Genomic DNA, 19,741 nt, shown 5'->3' with positions numbered 1-19,741 from the left:
AGCTTTAGCAGTTGATTATTAGTGATTGGCTGCTAATTCTTTTTGCGCTTCGCGCCCAGCAAAGGTAGAGGCGTAATGGCTGCTTAAGAAGCTTAGCACCTTATGTTTGGTATTCCAGTCGCCAGCTTGCTCCATAGCAAAAGCAAAATGCAGCAAAATATCGGGTAAAGCAGGGTGCTCGGGATAGACTTTAATTAGAAAGTTGACCACCGAGCGAATAGCTAGTGGGTTTTTGCGCTTCAGGCTTTGCTGGCAATAGCCCATCAAAATATCCACATCCAATAATCGATAATCCATAAGCTGCGCCTTAACTTCCGCCATCGCCGTATCGGCAAGTCGCTCAAGGCTGGAATTGGTTTGGGATTTACTTACGATATTTTCGACCAAGGCTTTGAAAGCTCTTGACTTAGGTTGATCCTTTTCAAGATTAAACAGCTCACGAAAATACCCAGCATTATGCGGTTCTTGGTTTAACAGTTGGTAATAATAATCTTTGGCCAAGTCGAAGTTCAGATCCTTAACGGCTGCTTTGGCTTTTTGTTTTAAGGCGATTTGTGGGCTAGTTTGGGTGTTAGCGACCGAATGAGCAAAGGAATCACTAGTTGAAACTACGCTCTTTACCTTGCTCGTATCAATGCTCTCTTGCTTTGCCGCCATTTGACGTTTTAACAGCAGAACACATAAAAATCCGGCAACTAAGCCACCAAAGTGTGCCATATAGGCTACGCCATCATTATTACCAGATTGCAACAATTCTTTGAGCAGCCAATAACCTAATACCAATAATGCGGGTAAGCGAATATAGCTGAAAAACACAAATATCCAGAAAAAGTAGCGTATTTTTTTCAGTCCATAATAACCAGCGAAGCCGCCCATCAGACCTGAAATTGCTCCCGAAGCACCAACTAAGGGGATAAACTTATCATCAGTAGTCATGGCAAAAAATGCCACTGCTACTAGACCCGATATAAAGTAAGTAGCTAATAGTTTTTTCTTACCCAATAACAGCTCAAGGTTATAGCCAAATAAAAATAAAACGATCAGATTACCGATGAGGTGATCGATACTGCCATGCATGAACATATGGCTGAATGCTATAAACCAACTGGGCTCGGAAGGGTAAAAAGCATACTTATGAGTAGAAGACTCCTCTAACAATTGGTTTAGGTGTTCCCGCTTTTTTTGCCATGACTGCGATAGGTTGCTTTGTTGCTTTAGCCTTTCGGTAAAGTGTTTATCAAATACTATTAGCTGAATTAACTCCTGCTCGGATATTGCTTGATCTTCTATGGCATAAAAAAATTGCGGACGGTACCGCTCTGCGTAGCGCACAAAAGTTTCTTTTTCCAGTGCCAAGAGGTTTTGTTGTTGGTAATGGTTTAGTGCTTTTTGAATGACTTTCGCATCATTACCTTGGAAGCTAATGTAAGCAACAATACACAGCGCCATCAGAGTAAAGGTTACCCAAGGCAATTGTTGCTTGTTAAAGCCATTTTCGGCAGGGATCAGTAGCATGGGAGGCTTGTCTCTTCTTTTTTGCTTACTGTAACCTAATGTTCGTTACTTTTTAACCCTTTTTGTTAAGCCCTGCGTTGTTATAAATAGCAAAATTACAAACTATTGAGAGGGGTTGAATATGATAAAGGCGTTAAAAATGAACATCATAAAAGGTGGCAAAGGGTTTGTTGTATCGCTTATCGGTTTGCTTATCACCATCAGTTTATTGGTTTTCATGACCAGCTTAATTCACACACCGCAGCCTAAAATCGCTCAACCGCTAGAGGTAACGCCAACGGACGATAGTGTCGAACCAACGCAGAAACCTGAGAAAGTCACTAACTCTCTAAAGCCGGCAGCGCTAGTTATTGAACCGGCGATTGAAGGGCTTGGAGTGCCAGTTACAGAGTCGTATCAAATGAGTAATCTCAACTCGGTTCCTGTTGATCTAACCAATGGCGATGAGTTTATGTCGTTGGCGCCTTTGACTTTTCAGCAAGCGGCTCATTCGGTAGATTCTGGATTAGTTGCCATTTTTCAAGCGCAGCCGCAATATCCCGTCGATGCTTTATCCAAGGGGTTAGAGGGGTGGGTTAAGTTGGCCTATGACGTCGATAAGACAGGCAGAGCGGTAAATATTAAAGTCATTGCGGCAAAGCCTCGCAAGGTTTTTGATTTGGCGGCAAAAAAGAGCACTAAAACGGTGGAAGTTTAAAGCAGCAAAACATAATGGTTTGCCTGTGGCGGTCAAGAATCAGTACGTTGAAATGCAGTTCAACTTAGAGCAAGACGTCGCGGACAAATGAGCAGCAGTTGTGCTACTAAGCCTTCTTAACAAAACTTTCGATTAAAAAAGCACACTGCCGGGGCTGAGTTTGGGCAATAAGGTGACTGCCGTTAAGTTGGCTAAAACCTAAATGGGTAAAAACTTTTTTGAAGGGCTGATAATTTCGCGCTGGAACTAACCAATCGTCACTGGCTTGGATATACAAAGCAGGGATCGATAATTGTTCCGTTGGCGCGGTCAAATGACGCATATCGCGGATCCGCTCGGACAGTTGTTCACTGCTAACGTCATCCATAGCTTGGAAAAATAAATCTAACAATTCTTGACTGCTGTTTTTGCCAAACAACGCTTTACCAAGCAATAAGTTAGGTAAAGGCGGCTTTTGAATCAAGCTTGTAGGTAATAATTTTTCCAATTGGGTCAGTTTGGTTGGCGTTTCTAAAAATGTCGCCATCAATACGATTTTTTGGATATCTAAATTACCCCTGATGGCCATTAGGGTTGCGATATGGCCAGCATAGGACTCTGCGACTAACACTAAGGGTTGCGCAGGGTACTTTTGTTCTAAATATTCGATATAAGCCCACTTGTCTTGATGCGGATTGAGTGGCTCTATTACAAACGGAAGCTCAAGTTGTTGTAGTTTTTCGCCTAGCGGTTGATATAAAAGCCCGGAGCCGTCCATGCCGGGCATCAATATCAAAAGTGGAAATACTGGCTCAGACATTAAACTTTTTCTTTAATTTCTTTTTCACCAACTCGTTTTTTAGTTCCACATATTGTGGCAAACCATTTTTATAAGGTGGGTAAGACTCACCTTGGATCAGTGGTTGCAAATAGGCGCGACACTCTTCAGTAATGCCATAGCCATCCCGCGAAATGTATTTGCGCGGCATCATTTTTTCAACGTTGGCAACGTCCGCTAACTGTGCCTCGCCAATGGTCCAGGAGTATTTTTTAGTCTTTTTGCGCACAATGGTCGGCATCACTGCATTTTTTCCTGCATCGGCAAACTCTACTGCTGCTTGACCCATAGCGTAAGCTTGCTCGACGTCGGTAGCCGATGCGATATGGCGCGCCGCACGTTGCAAGTAATCGGAAACCGCCCAGTGGTATTTATAGCCCAGCTCATCTTTGATCATTTGCGCAACTACCGGCGCAACACCGCCTAATTGCTTATGACCAAAAGCATCCACCGAGCCAGCATCCGCTAGGAAAGTACCGTCTTTATATGCCGCACCTTCGGATACCACAATCGCACAATAGCCGAACTTTTTAACGGTGCGATTGACTTTCTTAAGGAATTTTTCTTTATTAAAGGCAATTTCGGGGAACAAAATAATGTGCGGTGCATCGCCTTCTTTTTCACATGCCAAACCACCTGCGGCGGCGATCCAGCCGGCATGACGTCCCATCACTTCCATCACAAACACTTTCGTCGAGCTTTCCGCCATGGATTTAACGTCAAAAGCGGCTTCGCGGATCGAAACCGCCACATACTTCGCCACCGAACCAAAACCTGGACAGTTGTCAGTGATGGGTAAATCGTTATCCACGGTTTTTGGCACGCCAATACAGGTGATCGGATAGCCCATGGTTTCGCTGAGTTGTGAAACCTTGTGCGCAGTGTCTTGCGAGTCGCCACCGCCATTGTAGAAAAAATAACGAATATCGTGAGCCTTAAAAACCTCGATTAGACGCTCATACTCAGCTTGATTTTGTTCGATGCTTTTTAACTTATAGCGGCAAGAACCGAAAGCACCCGATGGCGTATGCTTTAGTGCTGCAATGTCTTTTTTTGACTCTTTGCTAGTGTCGATAAGCTCTTCGCGTAGCGCGCCGATAATCCCATTACGGCCAGCGTAAACCTTGCCGATATTTTTTGATTTGCGGGCGGTTTCAATAACGCCGCAAGCGGTAGCATTAATTACAGCCGTTACGCCGCCGGATTGGGCATAAAAGGCGTTGTATTTTTTCTTAGCCATGGGAAGTTTCCTATAATATTGTGCTATCGAAATGCTTGATTTCCTATTCCGCATGAAATGGCGGCGTTAAAATTTTATTAAAAGCTCCTCATTTAGTGGACTAAAGTCGTCACTTTGCAAAAGTTTTGTCTTGCCATTTTCAATGCTCAAGACGGAACTCAATCATTCCATGGGCAATCTATTCAAATTACGGCGATTCTACATTATTTCGCCTTTTCTCGCTCGAAAAGATGACGCAAAAAGCCGCTTGGCTTATGATTAGGCCAATAATTCATCCAAATCTTATCAAATTAATTAATGCACATTCATATTCTAGGGATCTGCGGAACTTTTATGGGCGGAATCGCTTTGCTCGCCAAGCAGCAAGGGATCAGCGTTAGCGGTAGTGATGCCAACGTCTATCCGCCGATGAGCACTCAGCTCGAAGAGCAGGGCATTGAGCTGATTCAAGGCTTTGATCCTCAATTGATACCTGAGCAAACCGATTGCGTGGTTATCGGAAATGCCATGTCGCGTGGCAACCCGTCGGTGGAATATGTGCTGGAGCAAGGATTAAATTACCGCTCAGGCCCGCAGTGGCTGGCGGAAAATATCATTCACGATAAGTGGGTGTTGGCTGCTGCAGGAACTCATGGCAAAACCACGACCGCCAGTATGCTGGCTTGGATTTTGCAATATGCTAATTTGCAGCCCGGATTTTTAATCGGTGGCATTCCAGAAAATTTTGGCTTGTCGGCGCGTTTAACCGATTCGCCTTTTTTTGTGGTGGAAGCAGATGAGTACGACACCGCCTTTTTTGATAAGCGTTCCAAGTTTGTGCATTATCGCCCCCGCACTTTGATCATGAACAATTTGGAATTTGATCATGCGGATATTTTCGACGATTTAAAAGCGATTCAAAAGCAATTTCATCATGTGATCCGTATTGTGCCGAGCAATGGTTTGGTGATTTACCCCGAAACGGAACGTCAATTGCAAGACGTTATCGAGCAAGGTTTATGGTCCCATTCGGAGCTGACCTTGTCCGAACAGGGCTGGTCTTATAATTTACTAAAAGAGGATGCCAGTGCTTTTGAAGTCTATTTTCAAGGCCAAAAGCAGGGCGAGGTCAATTGGTCGCTGATAGGGTTGCACAATGCCAACAACGCTTTAGCAGCGATTGCCGCGGCGCGTCATGCCGGCGTACCGGCGAGTCATGGTTGCGACGCTTTAGCCCAGTTTGAAAACGTCAAACGCCGTATGGAGCTTAAAGGTTCGGTAAAAGGAATTGAGGTTTATGATGATTTTGCTCATCATCCCACGGCGATTGAAACCACTCTTGCAGGTTTTAGAGCTAAAGTTGGTGACGACAAGATCATTGCCATTGTTGATTTGCGCTCCGCCACCATGCGCTCAGGCATTCATAAAGACACTTTGCTGGAGTCTTTAAAACTCGCCGATCAGGTCATCATCCATAAGCCCGCTGAATTTGATTGGCAATTCCCAGCCGAGCAAATAGCACAATTTACTGATTTGCAAATTTTGCCAGAGGTGGATGCTATCTTAAATGCTGTGCAAAACGTGGTAAAATCAACCGATAAAATTCTAGTGATGTCTAATGGCGGTTTTGGTGGGATTCATCAAAAGTTGTTGGATAATATTGCGGATCAAGCATGAATAAACAAAAAGCGATCACCCTAGCGATTACTGGCGCTTCCGGCGCGCCCTATGCCTTACGCTTAATTGAACAATTAGCCAATTATTATGAGCATTGCTATTTGATGCTATCCAGTGCGGCGCGGGTGGTCTTGGCGACCGAGTGTGATATTCAGGTCAAGAAAGCGCCGAGCGTGGTGGAAAAAGAATTAACTGAACAGCTTGGCCTAAAAGAAGGTTATATTCAGGCGTTTTCTAACGATAACTGGATGTCGCCTGTAGCCAGTGGTTCGTCTGCGCCCAAGCAAATGATTATCTGTCCTTGCTCAACTGGAACCTTAAGCGCGATTGCCAATGGTGCTTCGGATAATTTAATCGAGCGGGCGGCGGATGTAGTGTTAAAAGAGCGCGGTCAGTTGTTGTTAGTGCCCAGAGAAACGCCATACAACACCATTCATTTGCAAAATATGACCCGATTATCGGAAGTTGGTGCAACCATATTGCCCGCTTCTCCAGGCTTTTATAATCAGCCTAACTCGATTGATGACTTGATTGATTTTGTGGTGGCGCGAATACTGGATCATTTGGATCTGGATCACAAATTAGGGCATCGTTGGGGTTATAGCGGTAATTAATATTTAATATGATCATTGCGAGCCATCGATAACAATGGCGTGGCAATCTCGAGAGATTAGAAACTTAAACTATGAGATTGCTTCAGTCGCTTCTCCTCCGCAATGACAAGATATATGAGTTTTAAAAAATGACAAAAGCATTATCCATTACAAATTTACACAAAACCTATGCCGGCGGTACTCAAGCCTTAAAAGGAATTGATTTAGAGGTCGAGCAAGGTGACTTTTTCGCTTTGCTAGGACCTAATGGCGCCGGTAAATCCACCGCCATTGGCATTATTAGCTCCTTAGTCAATAAAAGCTCCGGCAAGGTACAAGTGTTTGGTCATGATATCGACACTGACTTAGCGCAGGCGAAACAAAATCTTGGTTTGGTGCCGCAAGAATTTAACTTCAATATGTTTGAGGGCGTTGAGCAGATTGTGTTGCAGCAGGCGGGTTACTACGGCATTTCGCGCAAAGAGGCTAAGTTGCGCTCGCAACCTTTGCTTGAAGAGCTGGGTTTATGGGATAAGCGCAATAATGCCGCACGCGAATTATCCGGCGGCATGAAACGGCGCTTAATGATTGCCCGTGGCTTGATCCATAGTCCAAAGCTGTTAATTTTGGATGAGCCAACTGCGGGTGTTGATATCGAGCTAAGACGCTCTATGTGGGACTTTATGCAACGTTTGAATGAACAAGGAACCACTATTGTATTGACCACTCACTATTTAGAAGAAGCGGAAAGTTTATGCCGTAATATTGCCATTATTAATCATGGCGAAATCGTTCAAAACACCAGTATGAAAGCGCTACTGGCGCAGCTCGATATGGAAACTTTCGTCTTGGATACACAGCAATTGCCGGAGCAATTGCCCACTTTTGCCGGTTATGATATTCGTCGGCGCGATGATAGTACTTTGGAAGTGGATGTCAAAAAAGGAGTTGGTGTGAATGGCGTTTTCGCAGCTTTGAGTGAGCAAGATATTACCGTTTTAAGTATGCGCAACAAGGCCAATCGGTTGGAAGAGTTGTTTGTGCGCATGGTGGAAAATGGCGCAGCTAATAAGGTGGAGCAATAGTTATGCAAAATATTAATACCACGCCAATCGAAGGCTCTAACTGGGTTGCTTTTCAGACCATTATCCAAAAAGAAATCACCCGCTTTATGCGCATTTGGGTACAAACCATTTTGCCGCCAGCGATCACCATGAGTCTGTATTTTGTGATTTTTGGCAATCTGATTGGCTCGCGAGTTGGGACTATGGATGGCTTGCCTTATATGGAGTTTATTGTGCCAGGGCTCATTATGATGTCGGTTATCACTAACTCCTATTCCAACGTAGTGTCCTCATTTTTTAGCGCAAAATACCAACGCTCAATTGAAGAGATGATGATTTCGCCTGTGCCTAACTGGGTGATTCTTGCTGGTTTTGTTGGCGGCGGTGTGTTGCGCGGTTTATTGACGGGCATTATCGTAACCGGTGTGTCGCTGTTTTTCATCGATAAAGTCATGATTCATAACCTTTTTGTGGTTTTCAGTGTGGTGATCCTGACTTCGATTTTGTTTGCGCTTGCAGGCTTTCTTAATGCCTTGTTTGCAAAATCTTTTGACGATATTTCAATTATTCCAACCTTCGTCTTAACACCCCTAACTTACCTCGGCGGTGTTTTCTATTCGATCCAACTGCTACCAGATTTTTGGCAGGCGGTGTCCAAAGCTAACCCTATCATTTATATGGTTAACGCTTTTCGTTACGGTTTTTTAGGTAAATCGGATATTTCCATTGGCGTTGCTTTTGGTTTGATTTTTGTTTTTATTATCGTCCTTAGCAGCATCTGTTTGTACCTTTTGGAAAAAGGAAAAGGCCTGCGCTCTTAAATGGATTTTACTAAAAACAGCGTTATTCCAATTTTCCCACTCAGCCGGGTGGTGTTTCCAGATAGCGTGTTGCGGCTGCAAATTTTCGAGCAACGCTATCTGCAAATGATTTCTGAGCAACTAAGCAAAGCACAAGGCTTTGGTGTGTGTTTGATTAAAAAAGGTAACGAAGTTGGAGTCCCTGCAAGCCCGTTTACCACTGGAACTTATGTAGAGATTATCGACTTTGATCAAACCGAATCTGGCTTGCTAAAAATTGTTTGTCTTGGCCAAAGGCGTTTTCAAATTAATAGCATGCAATCCCTAGAGTCTGGTTTGCTAACCGCCAACGTTTCTTGGCTCGAACCCATGACACAGCAAAATCTAGGAAACGAATCCTCGGAGCTGAGTAGTCTATTAGCCGATTTATCACAGCATCCGGAAGTGGAAATTATTGACCAGCCAGACAAATGGACTGAACTGGGCTTTGTGATGGAGCGCTTAACCGAATATATGCCCATTGGTGAGCGGCAAAAGCAAGCCATTTTAGAAACTCCCGACTTAGCCTTGCGCCAAGCGATTTTGTATCAAATGCTTAGCTGGCTAAAATAGTTTTCGGCTCTTTTATCCTTTCTCGCAAAAAAATGCCCATCCAGTTGGATGGGCCAATGGCTTGCGCATTGATTGGTTAATGTTGTACGGGGTAGTTGTACGCCATTAACCGGGGATAGTCAGCACTTGCTTGTGCTCACAGTCTAGTAAGAAGCATAAAGTGTGCCAACTCTGCTAACTATTTGATTTAATTGAAGTGGAATATATTGCCTCTGACATATTCGAGGCCTATCATGGTCGATTGTAAATAATCCCAACACAAAAAAGCGCCAAGAAGTGACTTCTTGGCGCTTGGCTAATCGACCAATTGCTAGATCCGAGGATCTAAGTCTTCTTCGTAATCAACGCCATCGACTTCAAAACCAAATAACTTAAAGAATTCATGCTTGTAGCCAGCGTAATCGGAGATCTCGGTGATGTTTTCGGTCGATGCTTGCGCCCAAAGGGCTTCGACCTTATCTTGGATCGCATCGTCCAGCTCTTTTAAGTCTAAACGGAAGCGACGAGTATCGTCATAAATTGCTTCGCCATTGACCATTTGATCGTGAATGAGTCCTTTGATTTGCTCAACAGGATTTTCATGCACGCCCGCTTCTTTCATCACTTTATACAGCAATGAGATGTAGAGTGGCATCACTGGAATGGCCGAGCTGGCTTGAGTCACAACCGCTTTTAGTACCGCAACGTTAGCAGTGCCATTATATTTTGTTTGCAATGTCTCATGAATGGCATGCGAGGCGCGATCTAAATCTTCTTTGGCTTTACCGATAGTGGCATGACCGTAAATTGGCCAAGTAAGCTTTTTACCGATATAGGTGTAGGCTACCGTTTTTACGCCCTCGGCTAGAACACCAGCTTCATCCAAAGCATTCATCCATAACTCCCAGTCTTGGCCACCCATGACTTTAATGGTGTTTTGGATATCTTCTTCGGTTGCTGGATCAATCGAAACTTCGTGAACTTCGCCCTTATCGGTGTTTAAGGTTTTTTCTGTGACTGCTTCGCCGATCGGTTTTAACACTGACTTGTAGATTTCGGCAGAGTCGGGATCTTGGCGGCGCGGTGAAGCTAGCGAATAAACTACCAGATCGATTTTACCCATCTGTTCTTTAATAATGTTGATGGCATCGATTTTAGCTTGATGCGAAAAAGCATCGCCATTGATGCTTTTATGCCAAAGCCCAGCTTTATCCGCAGCAATCTCAAAACCACGGTTGTTATACCAACCGGCAGTGCCCGTTTTACGCTCGCTGGCTTCTTTTTCAAAAAATAAACCTAAGGTTTTGGCGCCATAACCAAAAGCCGCTACCAAGCGCGAGGCAAGACCATAGCCGGTAGAAGAGCCAATCACCAATACATTTTTGGGCGCATTGGCAGGCACTTCGGTAATTTGTTGTTGAATATAATCGATTTGTTCCTGCACGTGCGCGACGCAGCCTTTGGGGTGTGATGCGGTGCAGATAAAGCCTCTAACCTTGGGCTTGATAACCATAATTGTCTCCGAATTATCGTCGATAACATAAAATTGGCGCTATTGTACCCCTTTTTATTGGCAAAGAGGTACAACCAAAGATAATATGGTGAAAAATCATAAGCTTAGTCTTTATAACCTAAAATCAACTGATGGCAAACGACCATAAAAAAGGACTGGGGTGCCTCACTCTATTTGGTAGCGTCTTTCTTCTGGCAGGTGTTGGCATATTTTTATGGCAATTAACAACGGTTTACCAAGCATGGGGCGCATCCAGCTGGCAACCAACGCAAGCGACACTTATTAGCCTTGAACAAACCGTTTCGCACAGCGATGGCTCAACTACCTATGGCGTTAAAGGCCAGTTTCAATATCAAGTTAATGGTAGCGTCTACACTTCTAAGCAACTGAATTTTCATTCCGGCAGCGATAACATTGGTTCATACCAACAAGATTTTTATCAAAAACTTGCCAGAATAAAGCGCAATAATCAAACCGTCACCGCCTATTACAATCCCGATAACCCCAGCGAAGCGGTGATCGACAAAAATATTCGTTGGTCGATGTTAGGTTTCGGCTCTATATTTCTATTGGCCTTTGGCGGCGCTGGCGGCGGGATTATTTTTGCTGGTTTTTGGGGTGCCAAAAAACTTAAGCAAGAAGCCGCCTATCAACAGCAGTTTGTTGATCAGCCTTGGCTATGGAAAAAAGAATGGCAGGGCGATTACTTTAAACCCAATAGTAAATCGAGTTTTATTACTATCGGGATTTTTGCCTTATTTTGGAATCTTGTGTCTATACCCGTAGCGATTTTCGCGATACCTGAAATTTGGCATAAGGGAGAATATTGGGGCTTGCTAATTCTGCTGTTTCCTTTGATCGGCTTGGGCTTGATCGCTTGGTTTTTGGTGCTTTACTCGCGGCACAAAAAATTCGGCCAAAGTAAACTTTATCTTGATGCTGGGCGCTTAAAAATTGGTGCGCTTAATCAAGGTCATTTGCAATTGGAAAATACAGCGCAAGCCCAGTTTACTCAGTCGGTAGCGATTATTAAGATCGCCTCGATTCATAAATACCAATCAGGCTCCGGCAAAAATCGTTCGACTAGAGAGAAAATACTGTGGGAAGATACGCAAAGAGTGGATCTCAATAGCAATCCAATCAACTTTCAATTTAACCTTCCTGATAACCTTAAACCCAGCGATGATAGCAACAGCCGATCGCAATATTTATGGCGCTTGTCGGTCGATAGCGAGCAACAAGGCCCCGATCTGAAACTGGAGTTTGATATTCCGGCTTTCCCATTGAGTGAGCAAGAAAAAGCCAGTCTTGAAGCAGCTGACAGCGACTTGTTTAGCTCCTCAAGTTCAACTCAGTCAAGCTTTTACCAAAGCACTGCACGCGGCGATTGGACTCAACTAGGTGTGGTAAAATCCTACAATAATAGCGGTATCGAGTATTATTTCCCGCGCTTGAATAGTCTGACTTGGTCGATGATGGCAGTGTTTGGACTAGTGTTTGTGGCGATAGGATTAGGCGTGTATTGGCATGGCGCCATTATTTTATTCCCGATCATTTTTGGTTTAATCGGCGGTCTGTTAGCGATTATCGGATTGCGCGCTGCGCTCTATAAAAGCCGAGTCTTTGTCGATGGCTCCAATCTTCATTATCAGTCGGGCCATTTAGCTTTTGGTAGAACCATCACTATCCCTAAAGCCGCGATAAAGAAATTCAATACCATTTCTCAAGCCAGTAGCGGCAATACCAAGTTTTATAACATCCTAGTCCACACCAATGATGGCAATAAACATACCATTGCGAAAAACCTCAAGGTAAAAGGTGATGTCGAAGCCTTTATCGAACAACTAAAAAGTGAATTAAATTACACCGAAGCATAAATTTACTGGGTGATTACTATGGAGCAGTAAATAGTTGAAACCAAGCCGCCAACTCTTTTATAGTAAGACCAACAAGACCCCTCTGCGTAGATTTTTGAATCTAACCGTGCGAGGGGTTATTTTTTAAGATGATAAGACCAATAAAAAGAGGAAACTAGATGCCATTACTGCAATGGTTAGATGACGATAAGGCACGAGTTAAAGCTAGTCAGGTGCCCTATCGTTTATTAGAAGAACAAACCAAGCTGTCTTACGGCGATCCATATACTGAAAATATGTTGATCCAAGGCGATAACTTGGATGCGCTAAAGGCTTTATTGCCTTATTACGCAGGCAAGGTGAAATGTATCTTTATCGACCCACCTTATAACACTAAAAGTGCCTTTGAACATTACGACGACAACCTAGAGCACAGCCAATGGCTGAATATGATGTATCCGCGTTTGGAGTTGTTAAGGGAACTATTGGCTGAGGATGGCAGTATTTGGGTGACGCTGGACGATAATGAAGCACATTATTGCAAAGTTATTATGGATGAAGTGTTTGGACGAAGTAACTATCTAGGGGACTTTGTATGGAGAAAAAGAAAAGGTGGGGGTAATGATTCTAGATACTTTGCAATAGATCATGATTACGCTATAGGATATGCGAAAAAAAGAGACAAGAATGTTCACAAGTTAAAGTGGCGAGTTCCTTATGATGATGATTACCTTAAAAGATATAAGGAAATTGATGATAATGGCCTTAGGTATTATTGGGATACTTTATCTAGGAAATCCCTCCAGAATCCAATAGTTTTTGAAATTGATTGTCCTGATGGAAGTTCCTTGAAAGTTTACTCTCAAAAGTCTAAAGAAGTTGTTTTGGAAATGTTAAAGCAAGGCTCTGTTAGATTAGTCAAAAATAAAAAGAACGAATGGACAATACACCATAGGGTTTATCAGCCAAAGGATGGTAAAGTCCTAAGATCTTTCCTTTATGATGTTGGCACAAACAAGGCTGCTAAAGATGAGCAAATAGCTTTAGGAATTGAGGAAGATGATTTTGACTACCCAAAGCCAGAAAATTTAATTAGAACTATTTTATCATTACATACTAATATGAATGATTTGATATTAGACTCTTTCTTAGGCTCAGGCACTACAGCCGCAGTCGCCCATAAAATGCATCGAAGATATATCGGCATTGAGCTAGGCGAACATGCTAAAACCCATTGTCAGCCGCGCTTACAAAAAGTGGTGGATGGCGAGCAGGGCGGCATTTCCAAAGCAGTGGATTGGCAAGGTGGTGGTGGTTTTCGTTTTTACCAGCTTGGCGAAACCGTGTTTGATGAAGAAGGCCTTATTAACGCCAATATCAAATTTGCACCTTTAGCGGCACATATTTGGTTCGCCGAAACGGGCAAACCCATGACTAATCCCGCTAATCCGAAATCGCCTTTATTGGGCTTTGAAGGTGAGAAGACCTATTTTTTGCTCTATAACGGCGTTTTGGGCGATAAAAAGCCGCAAAATGGTAATGTATTAACTCGCGCAATTTTAAAACAACTATTGGATACTCTTAAACATGAAGCGCCTGATTTTAATGGCGAATGGGTTGTTTATGGCGAGTCCTGCCGCATTGGGCAAGCGAAATTAGAGCAACATAACATCACCTTTAAACAAACGCCTTATGATATTAAGGCGTGATAAATAGCTGAAGTTAGAAGGAAAATACAAAGGAAATTAGAACAACAATGCAATTAAAAAAATATCAAAAAGCAGCTCTAAAAACGCTAAGAACTTTTTTAGAGAAAACCCGCGAAACTAGTAGTGCCAAAAGCGCTTTTGAAGTAGCAACTAAAAATATTCAGCTGGGGAAATACCAAAGTGCTTATTTTCCACTAAAAAACCTACCTGATGTCCCTTATGCCTGTATTCGCATCCCCACGGGCGGCGGTAAAACCATTTTGGCTTCACACACCATTAAAATGGCCAGCCATAGCTATTTGGAGAGGGATTTTCCCGTGGCGATCTGGTTTGTACCCTCAAAAGCTATTCGGGAGCAGACCTTAAAGGCTTTAAAAAATCCTGCCCACCCCTATCGACAAGTGTTAGACGATGAATTTGATGGGCGAGTACGGGTTTTTGATATTTCCGAATTTGCACAGGTCCGTCCAATCGATTTTAAAGGCTCTGCCTGTATTATTATTTCCACCATTCAGACCTTACGTATTTCTAATACCGAAGGTCGTAAGGTTTATGCCCACAACGAGCATCTGGAAGCCCATTTCGCGGCGATCCCAAATGTACAGGCCATCGATGGACTTGAAAAAGACGAGAGCGGCAAGGTGAAATTCTCTTTTGCCAATTTATTGTATTTGTATAACCCCCTGATGATTGTGGATGAGGCGCATAATGCGGTGACGGGGCTTACGCGCGATATGCAAGAGCGAATCAATCCGGCTTGCATTATCGAATATACCGCAACGCCCAAGCCACGCTCGAATGTGCTATTCAGCGTTTCTGCTTCGGCGCTTAAAAACGAAGATATGATTAAGTTGCCGATTAAGTTAAGTACCCACAAAAGTTGGCAGGCTTCCGTGTCAGGAGCCATTAGCGAGCGCGAAATTTTGGCAAAGGAAGCACTGAATGATAAACAGTATATTCGGCCCATTGTGTTGTTTCAGGCACAAAATAAAGATCAGGAAGTTACTGCTGAAATCTTAAAGCAGCATTTAATCGAGAATGAGCAAGTTGCAGAAGAAAAAATTGCGGTGGTGACGGGCAATCAGCAGGAACTCGATGGGATTGATTTGTTTGATCCTAAGTGCCCGATTGATTATGTGATTACCGTTAAAGCATTAAAAGAGGGATGGGACTGTTCTTTTGCTTACGTTTTTTGCTCGGTTGCCAATATCAAAAGCTCAACGGATGTAGAGCAATTGTTAGGGCGGGTTTTGCGGATGCCTTATGCAACTAAGCGTTCCAGCGAGGCCTTGAACAAGGCTTATGCGCATATTTGCGAGCCCAATTTTATTAAAGCAGCAACTGAGCTTAAAGATGCGCTGGTTGAAGGGTTAGGCTTCGCCGCGGAAGAAGTTGACGATAACCTGCAAGCGCCACAGCTGGAGTTGAACGATAGTCTCGAGGAAACCGAAGTTCCAGCGGTGGAGTTTGAACTAGAAGCCTTTGATCAAGGACTACTTGATGAGTCAGTCAAAGATAAAGTTACCATTGAAAAAACTAGTGCCGGACATACAAAGGTTACGGTTTCAGAAGCCTTGAATGATATTGAGCAAGAAATTTTGATGCAGGCCATTGCCAAAAAACAGCAAAAAGACATCAAAAAACAACTCGACTATCAAAAACAAGTAAAACAAAGGCTTGATAGCCCTGCTTTGCAAGGAAAAGCATTTAAGGTTCCGCGATTGTCTTTAGAGTATCAAGGCGAGCTGGATTTATTGGATCATGATTTACCTTTGGAGATCGGCGGCTGGAGCTTGTTGGACTTTTCAGCAGAGCTAACCATTAGTGAATTTAATGCAGAAGAAACTGTGGTTACTACTGAGCACGATGTCGATAAAGGAGTGTATAAATGGCAAGTTCAACAAGAAGAGGCTACTTATCAATTAGCTGGGCTAACTACCGAGTGGGATGAAAAGCTTTTGGTATTGTGGCTGGATAAAGAGGTAAGGGATAAATCGATTAGTCAATTGGTTAGGATAGAATTTATTCGGCAAGTTGTGGATTTGCAGCGAAAAGACTATTCACTGGCGCAATTGGTACGTGCGAAATATCGTTTGGCGAAAGCTATTCGTGAAAAAATCAAACAGCATTATTTATCTGCCAAAGAGCAGTGTTTCCAGCAGTATTTGTTTAATGATCCTGAAGTTGTGGTTTCAAGTGCTGATAACCAGTTCGACTTTGATTTTCCGGTAAATGCTTATCCTGCCACCAAGGTGTACAGGGGGGCTTATCAGTTTCAAAAGCATTACTATGGCAATCATCGAGTTGGTGAGCTTAAAGACTCTGGCGAAGAAGCTGAGTGTGCCATGCTGATCGATCGCCTGCCTGAAGTGGAGTTTTGGGTACGCAATTTAGAAAACCGAAAGGAAAGTTCTTTTAAGATTGCCAAAGCTACTGGATGGTTTTACCCCGACTTCGTCGTTAAACTAACCGATGGTCGTATTTTTGTAGTTGAATACAAAGGTGCCCATTTGATCAATGATCCTGATACTAAGCAAAAGGAATTGGTTGGGAAGCTCTGGGAAGAGAAAAGTAATGGGCGTGGGATATTTCTCATGGCTGAGAAGATCAAAAACGGATTAAGTCTGCAAGATCAATTAAAAAAGAAGGTTGGATAATCAAAACTCACAAAAAAGCCCGCTAATTAGCGGGCTTTGTAGTCTTTCGACTTTTTTATATGGCGGAGAGGGTGGGATTTGAACCCACGGTGGGCTATTAACCCACGCCGGTTTTCAAGACCGGTACATTCGGCCGCTCTGTCACCTCTCCGAATTTGCGAAATGATACCCTAACTGGAAGCATTAGGAAACCATTAAAACAATATGGTAGCTATGGGTGGACTTGAACCACCGACCCCAGCATTATGAATGCTGTGCTCTAACCAGCTGAGCTACATAGCCATAAATTCAGTGGCGCGTATTTTGGTGATTTTGGGGCTTTTTGTCAAGCCTAAAGCGGTAAAACCATCAGTTATTTTTTACTCATTATAATGGGACGCGTTAGCGATCAAGTAACCTCTTGATGTTAGCTGCTGGGATTAGCGGATTCTCACTTTTCCCTAAAGGGATTTCCTTTGGCTAGACGGGGATGACGCTAGCTTTATTACAAGAGATTACCGCGCCATTGTTGTCAATGGCGCGCAATGACCAGCAAATTTTAAACGTTAAATCTAAAGTGCATCACGTCACCATCTTGCACGATATAGTCTTTGCCTTCTAGGCGCCATTTGCCGGCTTCTTTGGCGCCTGCTTCGCCATTGCCAGCGATATAATCATCATAGGCGGTGACTTCGGCGCGGATAAAGCCTTTTTCAAAGTCAGTGTGGATAACGCCGGCCGCTTGCGGGGCCGTGGCGCCGATTTTGACTTGCCAAGCGCGTACTTCTTTTTTACCTGCGGTGAAGTAGGTTTGCAGGTTTAATAGGCTGTAACCAGCACGAATCACGCGATTAAGCCCTGGCTCTTCTTGGCCTAGATCGGCTAGGAAGTCGGCTTTGTCTTCGTCGTCCAAAGCGGCAATTTCTGACTCAATAGAAGCGCAAATGGGCACTACTTCGGCATTTTCTTTGGTGGCAAAGTCTCTAACTTGATCCAGAAGCGGATTACTCTCAAAACCGTCTTCACTGACGTTGGCGATATACATGGTCGGCTTGGTGGTGATGAGTTGGAATCTGGATAAGATTTTCTTTTCATCTTTATCCCAATCAAGGCTTCTTAAAGCATCACCTTCGTCAAGACAAGCTTTGGCTTTTTCCAAAATTATCAATTCAGCTTTGGCTTCTTTATCGCCACTTTTAGCAACTTTAGTGGTTTTTAGTATGCGTTTTTCTACCGCTTCCAGATCGGCTAAGGCTAATTCGGTATTGATAATTTCAATATCGGCAAGCGGATCGACCTTGCCCGCCACGTGTACCACGTCATCATTGTCAAAGCAGCGTACTACGTGCGCAATGGCGTGAGTTTCACGGATATTGGCAAGGAATTTATTGCCTAGGCCTTCGCCTTTGGAAGCGCCAGCGACTAGCCCCGCGATGTCCACAAATTCCATGGTGGCTGGCAAAACACGTTCAGGATCGACAATGGCGGAAAGGGCATCGAGTCGCGGATCTGGAATCGGTACCACGCCAGTATTAGGCTCGATGGTACAGAATGGGTAGTTGGCGGCATCGATCCCCGCGTCCGTTAGAGCGTTAAATAAGGTGGATTTGCCCACGTTGGGTAAGCCTACGATTCCGCAATTTAGTGGCATGATACTTCTCTTGTCATTAACTGGTTAGTTATTGGGCCAATGGTGACTCTAGGCTATGCAAGCGCTGCACCGCCAGATCCCATTCGCCTTTTAATAGGGTTGGGGTTTCTCGAACTGCTTCATCAATCGCGATATTGATGGCATTTTTTTCATCAGCACTCGGTTTATTCAGCACATAGCCCGTGACTTTCGATTTGTGACCTGGGTGGCCAATGCCCACGCGCAGACGCAGAAAGTTCTTATTGTTCGCGAGTTTGCTGATGGTATCTCTTAATCCATTATGGCCGCCATGACCGCCACCTTTTTTAAGCTTCAAGGTGCCCGGCTCAATATCCAGCTCATCATGTGCAACTAAAATTTCTTCGGACTGGATTTTATAAAAGTTAGCAACTGCTTGGATCGATTTGCCACTTAAATTCATAAAGGTGCTTGGAATTAGCAGTTTTACTTCATGATCGCCAATCAATCCCTTGCCAAACAGGCCGTGGAATTTCGATTCGGTTTTCAGTTGGATATGATAGGCTCTGGCGAGCTCTTGGACATACCAGGCGCCAGCGTTATGGCGGGTATCTTGATATTGTGAGCCTGGATTAGCCAGGCCCACAATTAGCTTGATGCTAGACATAGTGATTGAATCTTCTGATTCGAGTCTAACGTCAGGCGCAGAAGAATTACTCTTCGTCGCCTGCTTCTTCTTCAGCGTCTGCTGCTGGCTCTTCCGCTGCCGCTTCTTCAGCTTCTTCATCGTCGCTAGAAGCAGAAACAGTAGGAGGAACGATATTAGCAACAGTAAGATCTTGTGCGTCATCTTGTTCAAATGCAGCTAAACGAACACCTTCAGGCAAGCTGATTTCAGATAAGTGAACTACGCCACCCATTTCAACAGCGCCCATGTCAACTGAGATGTACTCAGGCAAGTGACGTGGCATACAGATAACTTCAACCGAAGTGATTTGGTGCGATACTACGCCGCCTTCTTTAACGCCAGGTGCATCTTCTTCGTTGTTGAAGTGCAATGGAACGTTAGCGTGCATTTCTTGACCACGAACGATGCGCTTCAAGTCCATGTGCAATACTTTTGGCTTGAAAGGGTGACGTTGTAGGTCTTTTAATAACACTTCTTCAACTTCGCCTTCGATATCCAAGTTGATGATTGAAGAGTAGAAAGACTCTTCTTCCAAGAAACGGATCACTTGGTTGTGGCTTAAGGTAATTGAAGTGGCATCTTCCTTGCCGCCGTAAACAACAGCAGGGATCATGTTAGCTTCACGACGTAGGCGGCGGCTCGCACCTTTCCCTATATCGCTACGCTTGGTAGCATTTAACGTAAAATCGCTCATTGTAATCTCCTAATTAACCCATATTGGGTGAGTAATGAGTGTTAATAAACAGGTTGATGACTT

The 19,741-nt window shown here is 43.8% G+C and carries 16 protein-coding genes and 2 tRNA genes; 9 read left to right on the top strand and 9 right to left on the bottom strand.

Features of this window, described 5'->3' with window-relative positions; genetic code table 11:
• Positions 1-18 precede the first annotated feature (18 nt).
• The gene (locus NFS34_RS01585; RefSeq protein ID WP_251358085.1) at positions 19-1,515 is read right to left on the bottom strand and encodes a rhomboid family intramembrane serine protease; all 1,497 of its coding nucleotides are present in this window, start codon (positions 1,513-1,515) and stop codon (positions 19-21) included.
• A gap of 139 nt (positions 1,516-1,654) precedes the next feature.
• Between NFS34_RS01585 and NFS34_RS01580 the strand changes: the two genes are divergently transcribed.
• Positions 1,655-2,212 (top strand): TonB family protein, encoded by a 558-nt coding sequence (locus tag NFS34_RS01580; protein ID WP_251358084.1) that lies wholly within the window; start codon positions 1,655-1,657, stop codon positions 2,210-2,212.
• Positions 2,213-2,318: 106 nt separating this feature from the next.
• Here the strand turns inward: NFS34_RS01580 and NFS34_RS01575 are convergent, their stop codons facing one another.
• On the bottom strand, positions 2,319-3,011 hold the full coding sequence (locus NFS34_RS01575) for a serine aminopeptidase domain-containing protein (protein WP_251358083.1): 693 nt from the start codon (positions 3,009-3,011) through the stop codon (positions 2,319-2,321).
• On the bottom strand, positions 3,004-4,269 hold the full coding sequence (locus tag NFS34_RS01570; RefSeq protein WP_251358082.1) for a 6-phosphofructokinase: 1,266 nt from the start codon (positions 4,267-4,269) through the stop codon (positions 3,004-3,006). The genes NFS34_RS01575 and NFS34_RS01570 overlap by 8 nt, the downstream gene beginning before the upstream one ends.
• A 297-nt stretch (positions 4,270-4,566) precedes the next feature.
• Here NFS34_RS01570 and mpl point away from each other — a divergent pair, with 297 nt between their 5' ends.
• From mpl to NFS34_RS01545, 5 genes are all read left to right on the top strand, one after another.
• Positions 4,567-5,925: a UDP-N-acetylmuramate:L-alanyl-gamma-D-glutamyl-meso-diaminopimelate ligase gene (gene mpl / locus NFS34_RS01565; protein ID WP_251358081.1), complete on the top strand. Its 1,359-nt coding sequence runs from the start codon at positions 4,567-4,569 to the stop codon at positions 5,923-5,925.
• Complete coding sequence (locus NFS34_RS01560) at positions 5,922-6,539, top strand: flavin prenyltransferase UbiX (RefSeq protein ID WP_251358080.1); 618 nt, start codon at positions 5,922-5,924, stop codon at positions 6,537-6,539. The genes mpl and NFS34_RS01560 overlap by 4 nt, the downstream gene beginning before the upstream one ends.
• A gap of 128 nt (positions 6,540-6,667) precedes the next feature.
• Positions 6,668-7,603 carry an ABC transporter ATP-binding protein gene (locus NFS34_RS01555; RefSeq protein ID WP_251358079.1) on the top strand — a complete coding sequence of 312 codons (936 nt, stop codon included), beginning with the start codon at positions 6,668-6,670 and terminating at the stop codon, positions 7,601-7,603.
• 2 nt (positions 7,604-7,605) lie between these two features.
• A complete protein-coding gene (locus NFS34_RS01550; protein ID WP_251358078.1) occupies positions 7,606-8,403 on the top strand; it encodes an ABC transporter permease in 798 nt (265 codons plus the stop codon).
• On the top strand, positions 8,404-8,994 hold the full coding sequence (locus NFS34_RS01545; RefSeq protein ID WP_251358077.1) for an LON peptidase substrate-binding domain-containing protein: 591 nt from the start codon (positions 8,404-8,406) through the stop codon (positions 8,992-8,994).
• Between the two features lie 310 nt (positions 8,995-9,304).
• Here NFS34_RS01545 and fabV read toward each other — a convergent pair whose 3' ends face one another.
• Entirely contained in the window at positions 9,305-10,486 is a 1,182-nt protein-coding gene (gene fabV, locus NFS34_RS01540) for an enoyl-ACP reductase FabV (protein ID WP_251358076.1), read from the bottom strand.
• A 131-nt stretch (positions 10,487-10,617) separates the two neighbouring features.
• Here fabV and NFS34_RS01535 point away from each other — a divergent pair, with 131 nt between their 5' ends.
• From NFS34_RS01535 to NFS34_RS01525, 3 genes are all read left to right on the top strand, one after another.
• Positions 10,618-12,363 (top strand): DUF3592 domain-containing protein, encoded by a 1,746-nt coding sequence (locus tag NFS34_RS01535; protein WP_251358075.1) that lies wholly within the window; start codon positions 10,618-10,620, stop codon positions 12,361-12,363.
• Positions 12,364-12,521: 158 nt separating this feature from the next.
• On the top strand, positions 12,522-14,051 hold the full coding sequence (locus tag NFS34_RS01530; RefSeq protein ID WP_251358074.1) for a site-specific DNA-methyltransferase: 1,530 nt from the start codon (positions 12,522-12,524) through the stop codon (positions 14,049-14,051).
• Between the two features lie 47 nt (positions 14,052-14,098).
• Positions 14,099-16,708 (top strand): DEAD/DEAH box helicase, encoded by a 2,610-nt coding sequence (locus NFS34_RS01525; RefSeq protein ID WP_251358073.1) that lies wholly within the window; start codon positions 14,099-14,101, stop codon positions 16,706-16,708.
• Positions 16,709-16,768: 60 nt separating this feature from the next.
• Here the strand turns inward: NFS34_RS01525 and NFS34_RS01520 are convergent.
• The 5 genes from NFS34_RS01520 to NFS34_RS01500 all read right to left on the bottom strand — a co-directional run bounded on the left by NFS34_RS01520 (position 16,769) and on the right by NFS34_RS01500 (position 19,678).
• Positions 16,769-16,859, bottom strand: a tRNA-Ser gene (locus NFS34_RS01520).
• 54 nt (positions 16,860-16,913) lie between these two features.
• Positions 16,914-16,990: transfer RNA gene (locus NFS34_RS01515), tRNA-Met, on the bottom strand.
• Between the two features lie 256 nt (positions 16,991-17,246).
• Complete coding sequence (gene ychF / locus NFS34_RS01510) at positions 17,247-18,338, bottom strand: redox-regulated ATPase YchF (protein WP_251358072.1); 1,092 nt, start codon at positions 18,336-18,338, stop codon at positions 17,247-17,249.
• A gap of 28 nt (positions 18,339-18,366) precedes the next feature.
• Complete coding sequence (gene pth / locus NFS34_RS01505) at positions 18,367-18,963, bottom strand: aminoacyl-tRNA hydrolase (protein WP_251358071.1); 597 nt, start codon at positions 18,961-18,963, stop codon at positions 18,367-18,369.
• A 46-nt stretch (positions 18,964-19,009) separates the two neighbouring features.
• A complete protein-coding gene (locus NFS34_RS01500) occupies positions 19,010-19,678 on the bottom strand; it encodes a 50S ribosomal protein L25/general stress protein Ctc (RefSeq protein ID WP_251358070.1) in 669 nt (222 codons plus the stop codon).
• Positions 19,679-19,741: the final 63 nt, after the last annotated feature.

Origin of the sequence: Kangiella sp. TOML190, assembly GCF_023706045.1 — a bacterium.
Taxonomy (GTDB): Bacteria; Pseudomonadota; Gammaproteobacteria; order Enterobacterales; family Kangiellaceae; genus Kangiella.
The sequence above is the reverse complement of the archived record's forward strand: the minus strand, read 5'-3'. Positions and strand labels throughout refer to the sequence as shown.

Coding starts and splice junctions, on each gene's coding strand:
- NFS34_RS01550 (WP_251358078.1), top strand. CDS start 7,606: ATGCAAAATATTAATACCACGCCAATCGAAGGCTCTAACTGGGTTGCT.
- NFS34_RS01545 (WP_251358077.1), top strand. CDS start 8,404: ATGGATTTTACTAAAAACAGCGTTATTCCAATTTTCCCACTCAGCCGG.
- NFS34_RS01575 (WP_251358083.1), bottom strand. CDS start 3,011: ATGTCTGAGCCAGTATTTCCACTTTTGATATTGATGCCCGGCATGGAC.
- NFS34_RS01525 (WP_251358073.1), top strand. CDS start 14,099: ATGCAATTAAAAAAATATCAAAAAGCAGCTCTAAAAACGCTAAGAACT.
- ychF (WP_251358072.1), bottom strand. CDS start 18,338: ATGCCACTAAATTGCGGAATCGTAGGCTTACCCAACGTGGGCAAATCC.
- NFS34_RS01555 (WP_251358079.1), top strand. CDS start 6,668: ATGACAAAAGCATTATCCATTACAAATTTACACAAAACCTATGCCGGC.
- NFS34_RS01585 (WP_251358085.1), bottom strand. CDS start 1,515: ATGCTACTGATCCCTGCCGAAAATGGCTTTAACAAGCAACAATTGCCT.
- NFS34_RS01580 (WP_251358084.1), top strand. CDS start 1,655: ATGAACATCATAAAAGGTGGCAAAGGGTTTGTTGTATCGCTTATCGGT.
- NFS34_RS01570 (WP_251358082.1), bottom strand. CDS start 4,269: ATGGCTAAGAAAAAATACAACGCCTTTTATGCCCAATCCGGCGGCGTA.
- NFS34_RS01530 (WP_251358074.1), top strand. CDS start 12,522: ATGCCATTACTGCAATGGTTAGATGACGATAAGGCACGAGTTAAAGCT.
- fabV (WP_251358076.1), bottom strand. CDS start 10,486: ATGGTTATCAAGCCCAAGGTTAGAGGCTTTATCTGCACCGCATCACAC.
- mpl (WP_251358081.1), top strand. CDS start 4,567: ATGCACATTCATATTCTAGGGATCTGCGGAACTTTTATGGGCGGAATC.
- NFS34_RS01560 (WP_251358080.1), top strand. CDS start 5,922: ATGAATAAACAAAAAGCGATCACCCTAGCGATTACTGGCGCTTCCGGC.
- pth (WP_251358071.1), bottom strand. CDS start 18,963: ATGTCTAGCATCAAGCTAATTGTGGGCCTGGCTAATCCAGGCTCACAA.
- NFS34_RS01535 (WP_251358075.1), top strand. CDS start 10,618: ATGGCAAACGACCATAAAAAAGGACTGGGGTGCCTCACTCTATTTGGT.
- NFS34_RS01500 (WP_251358070.1), bottom strand. CDS start 19,678: ATGAGCGATTTTACGTTAAATGCTACCAAGCGTAGCGATATAGGGAAA.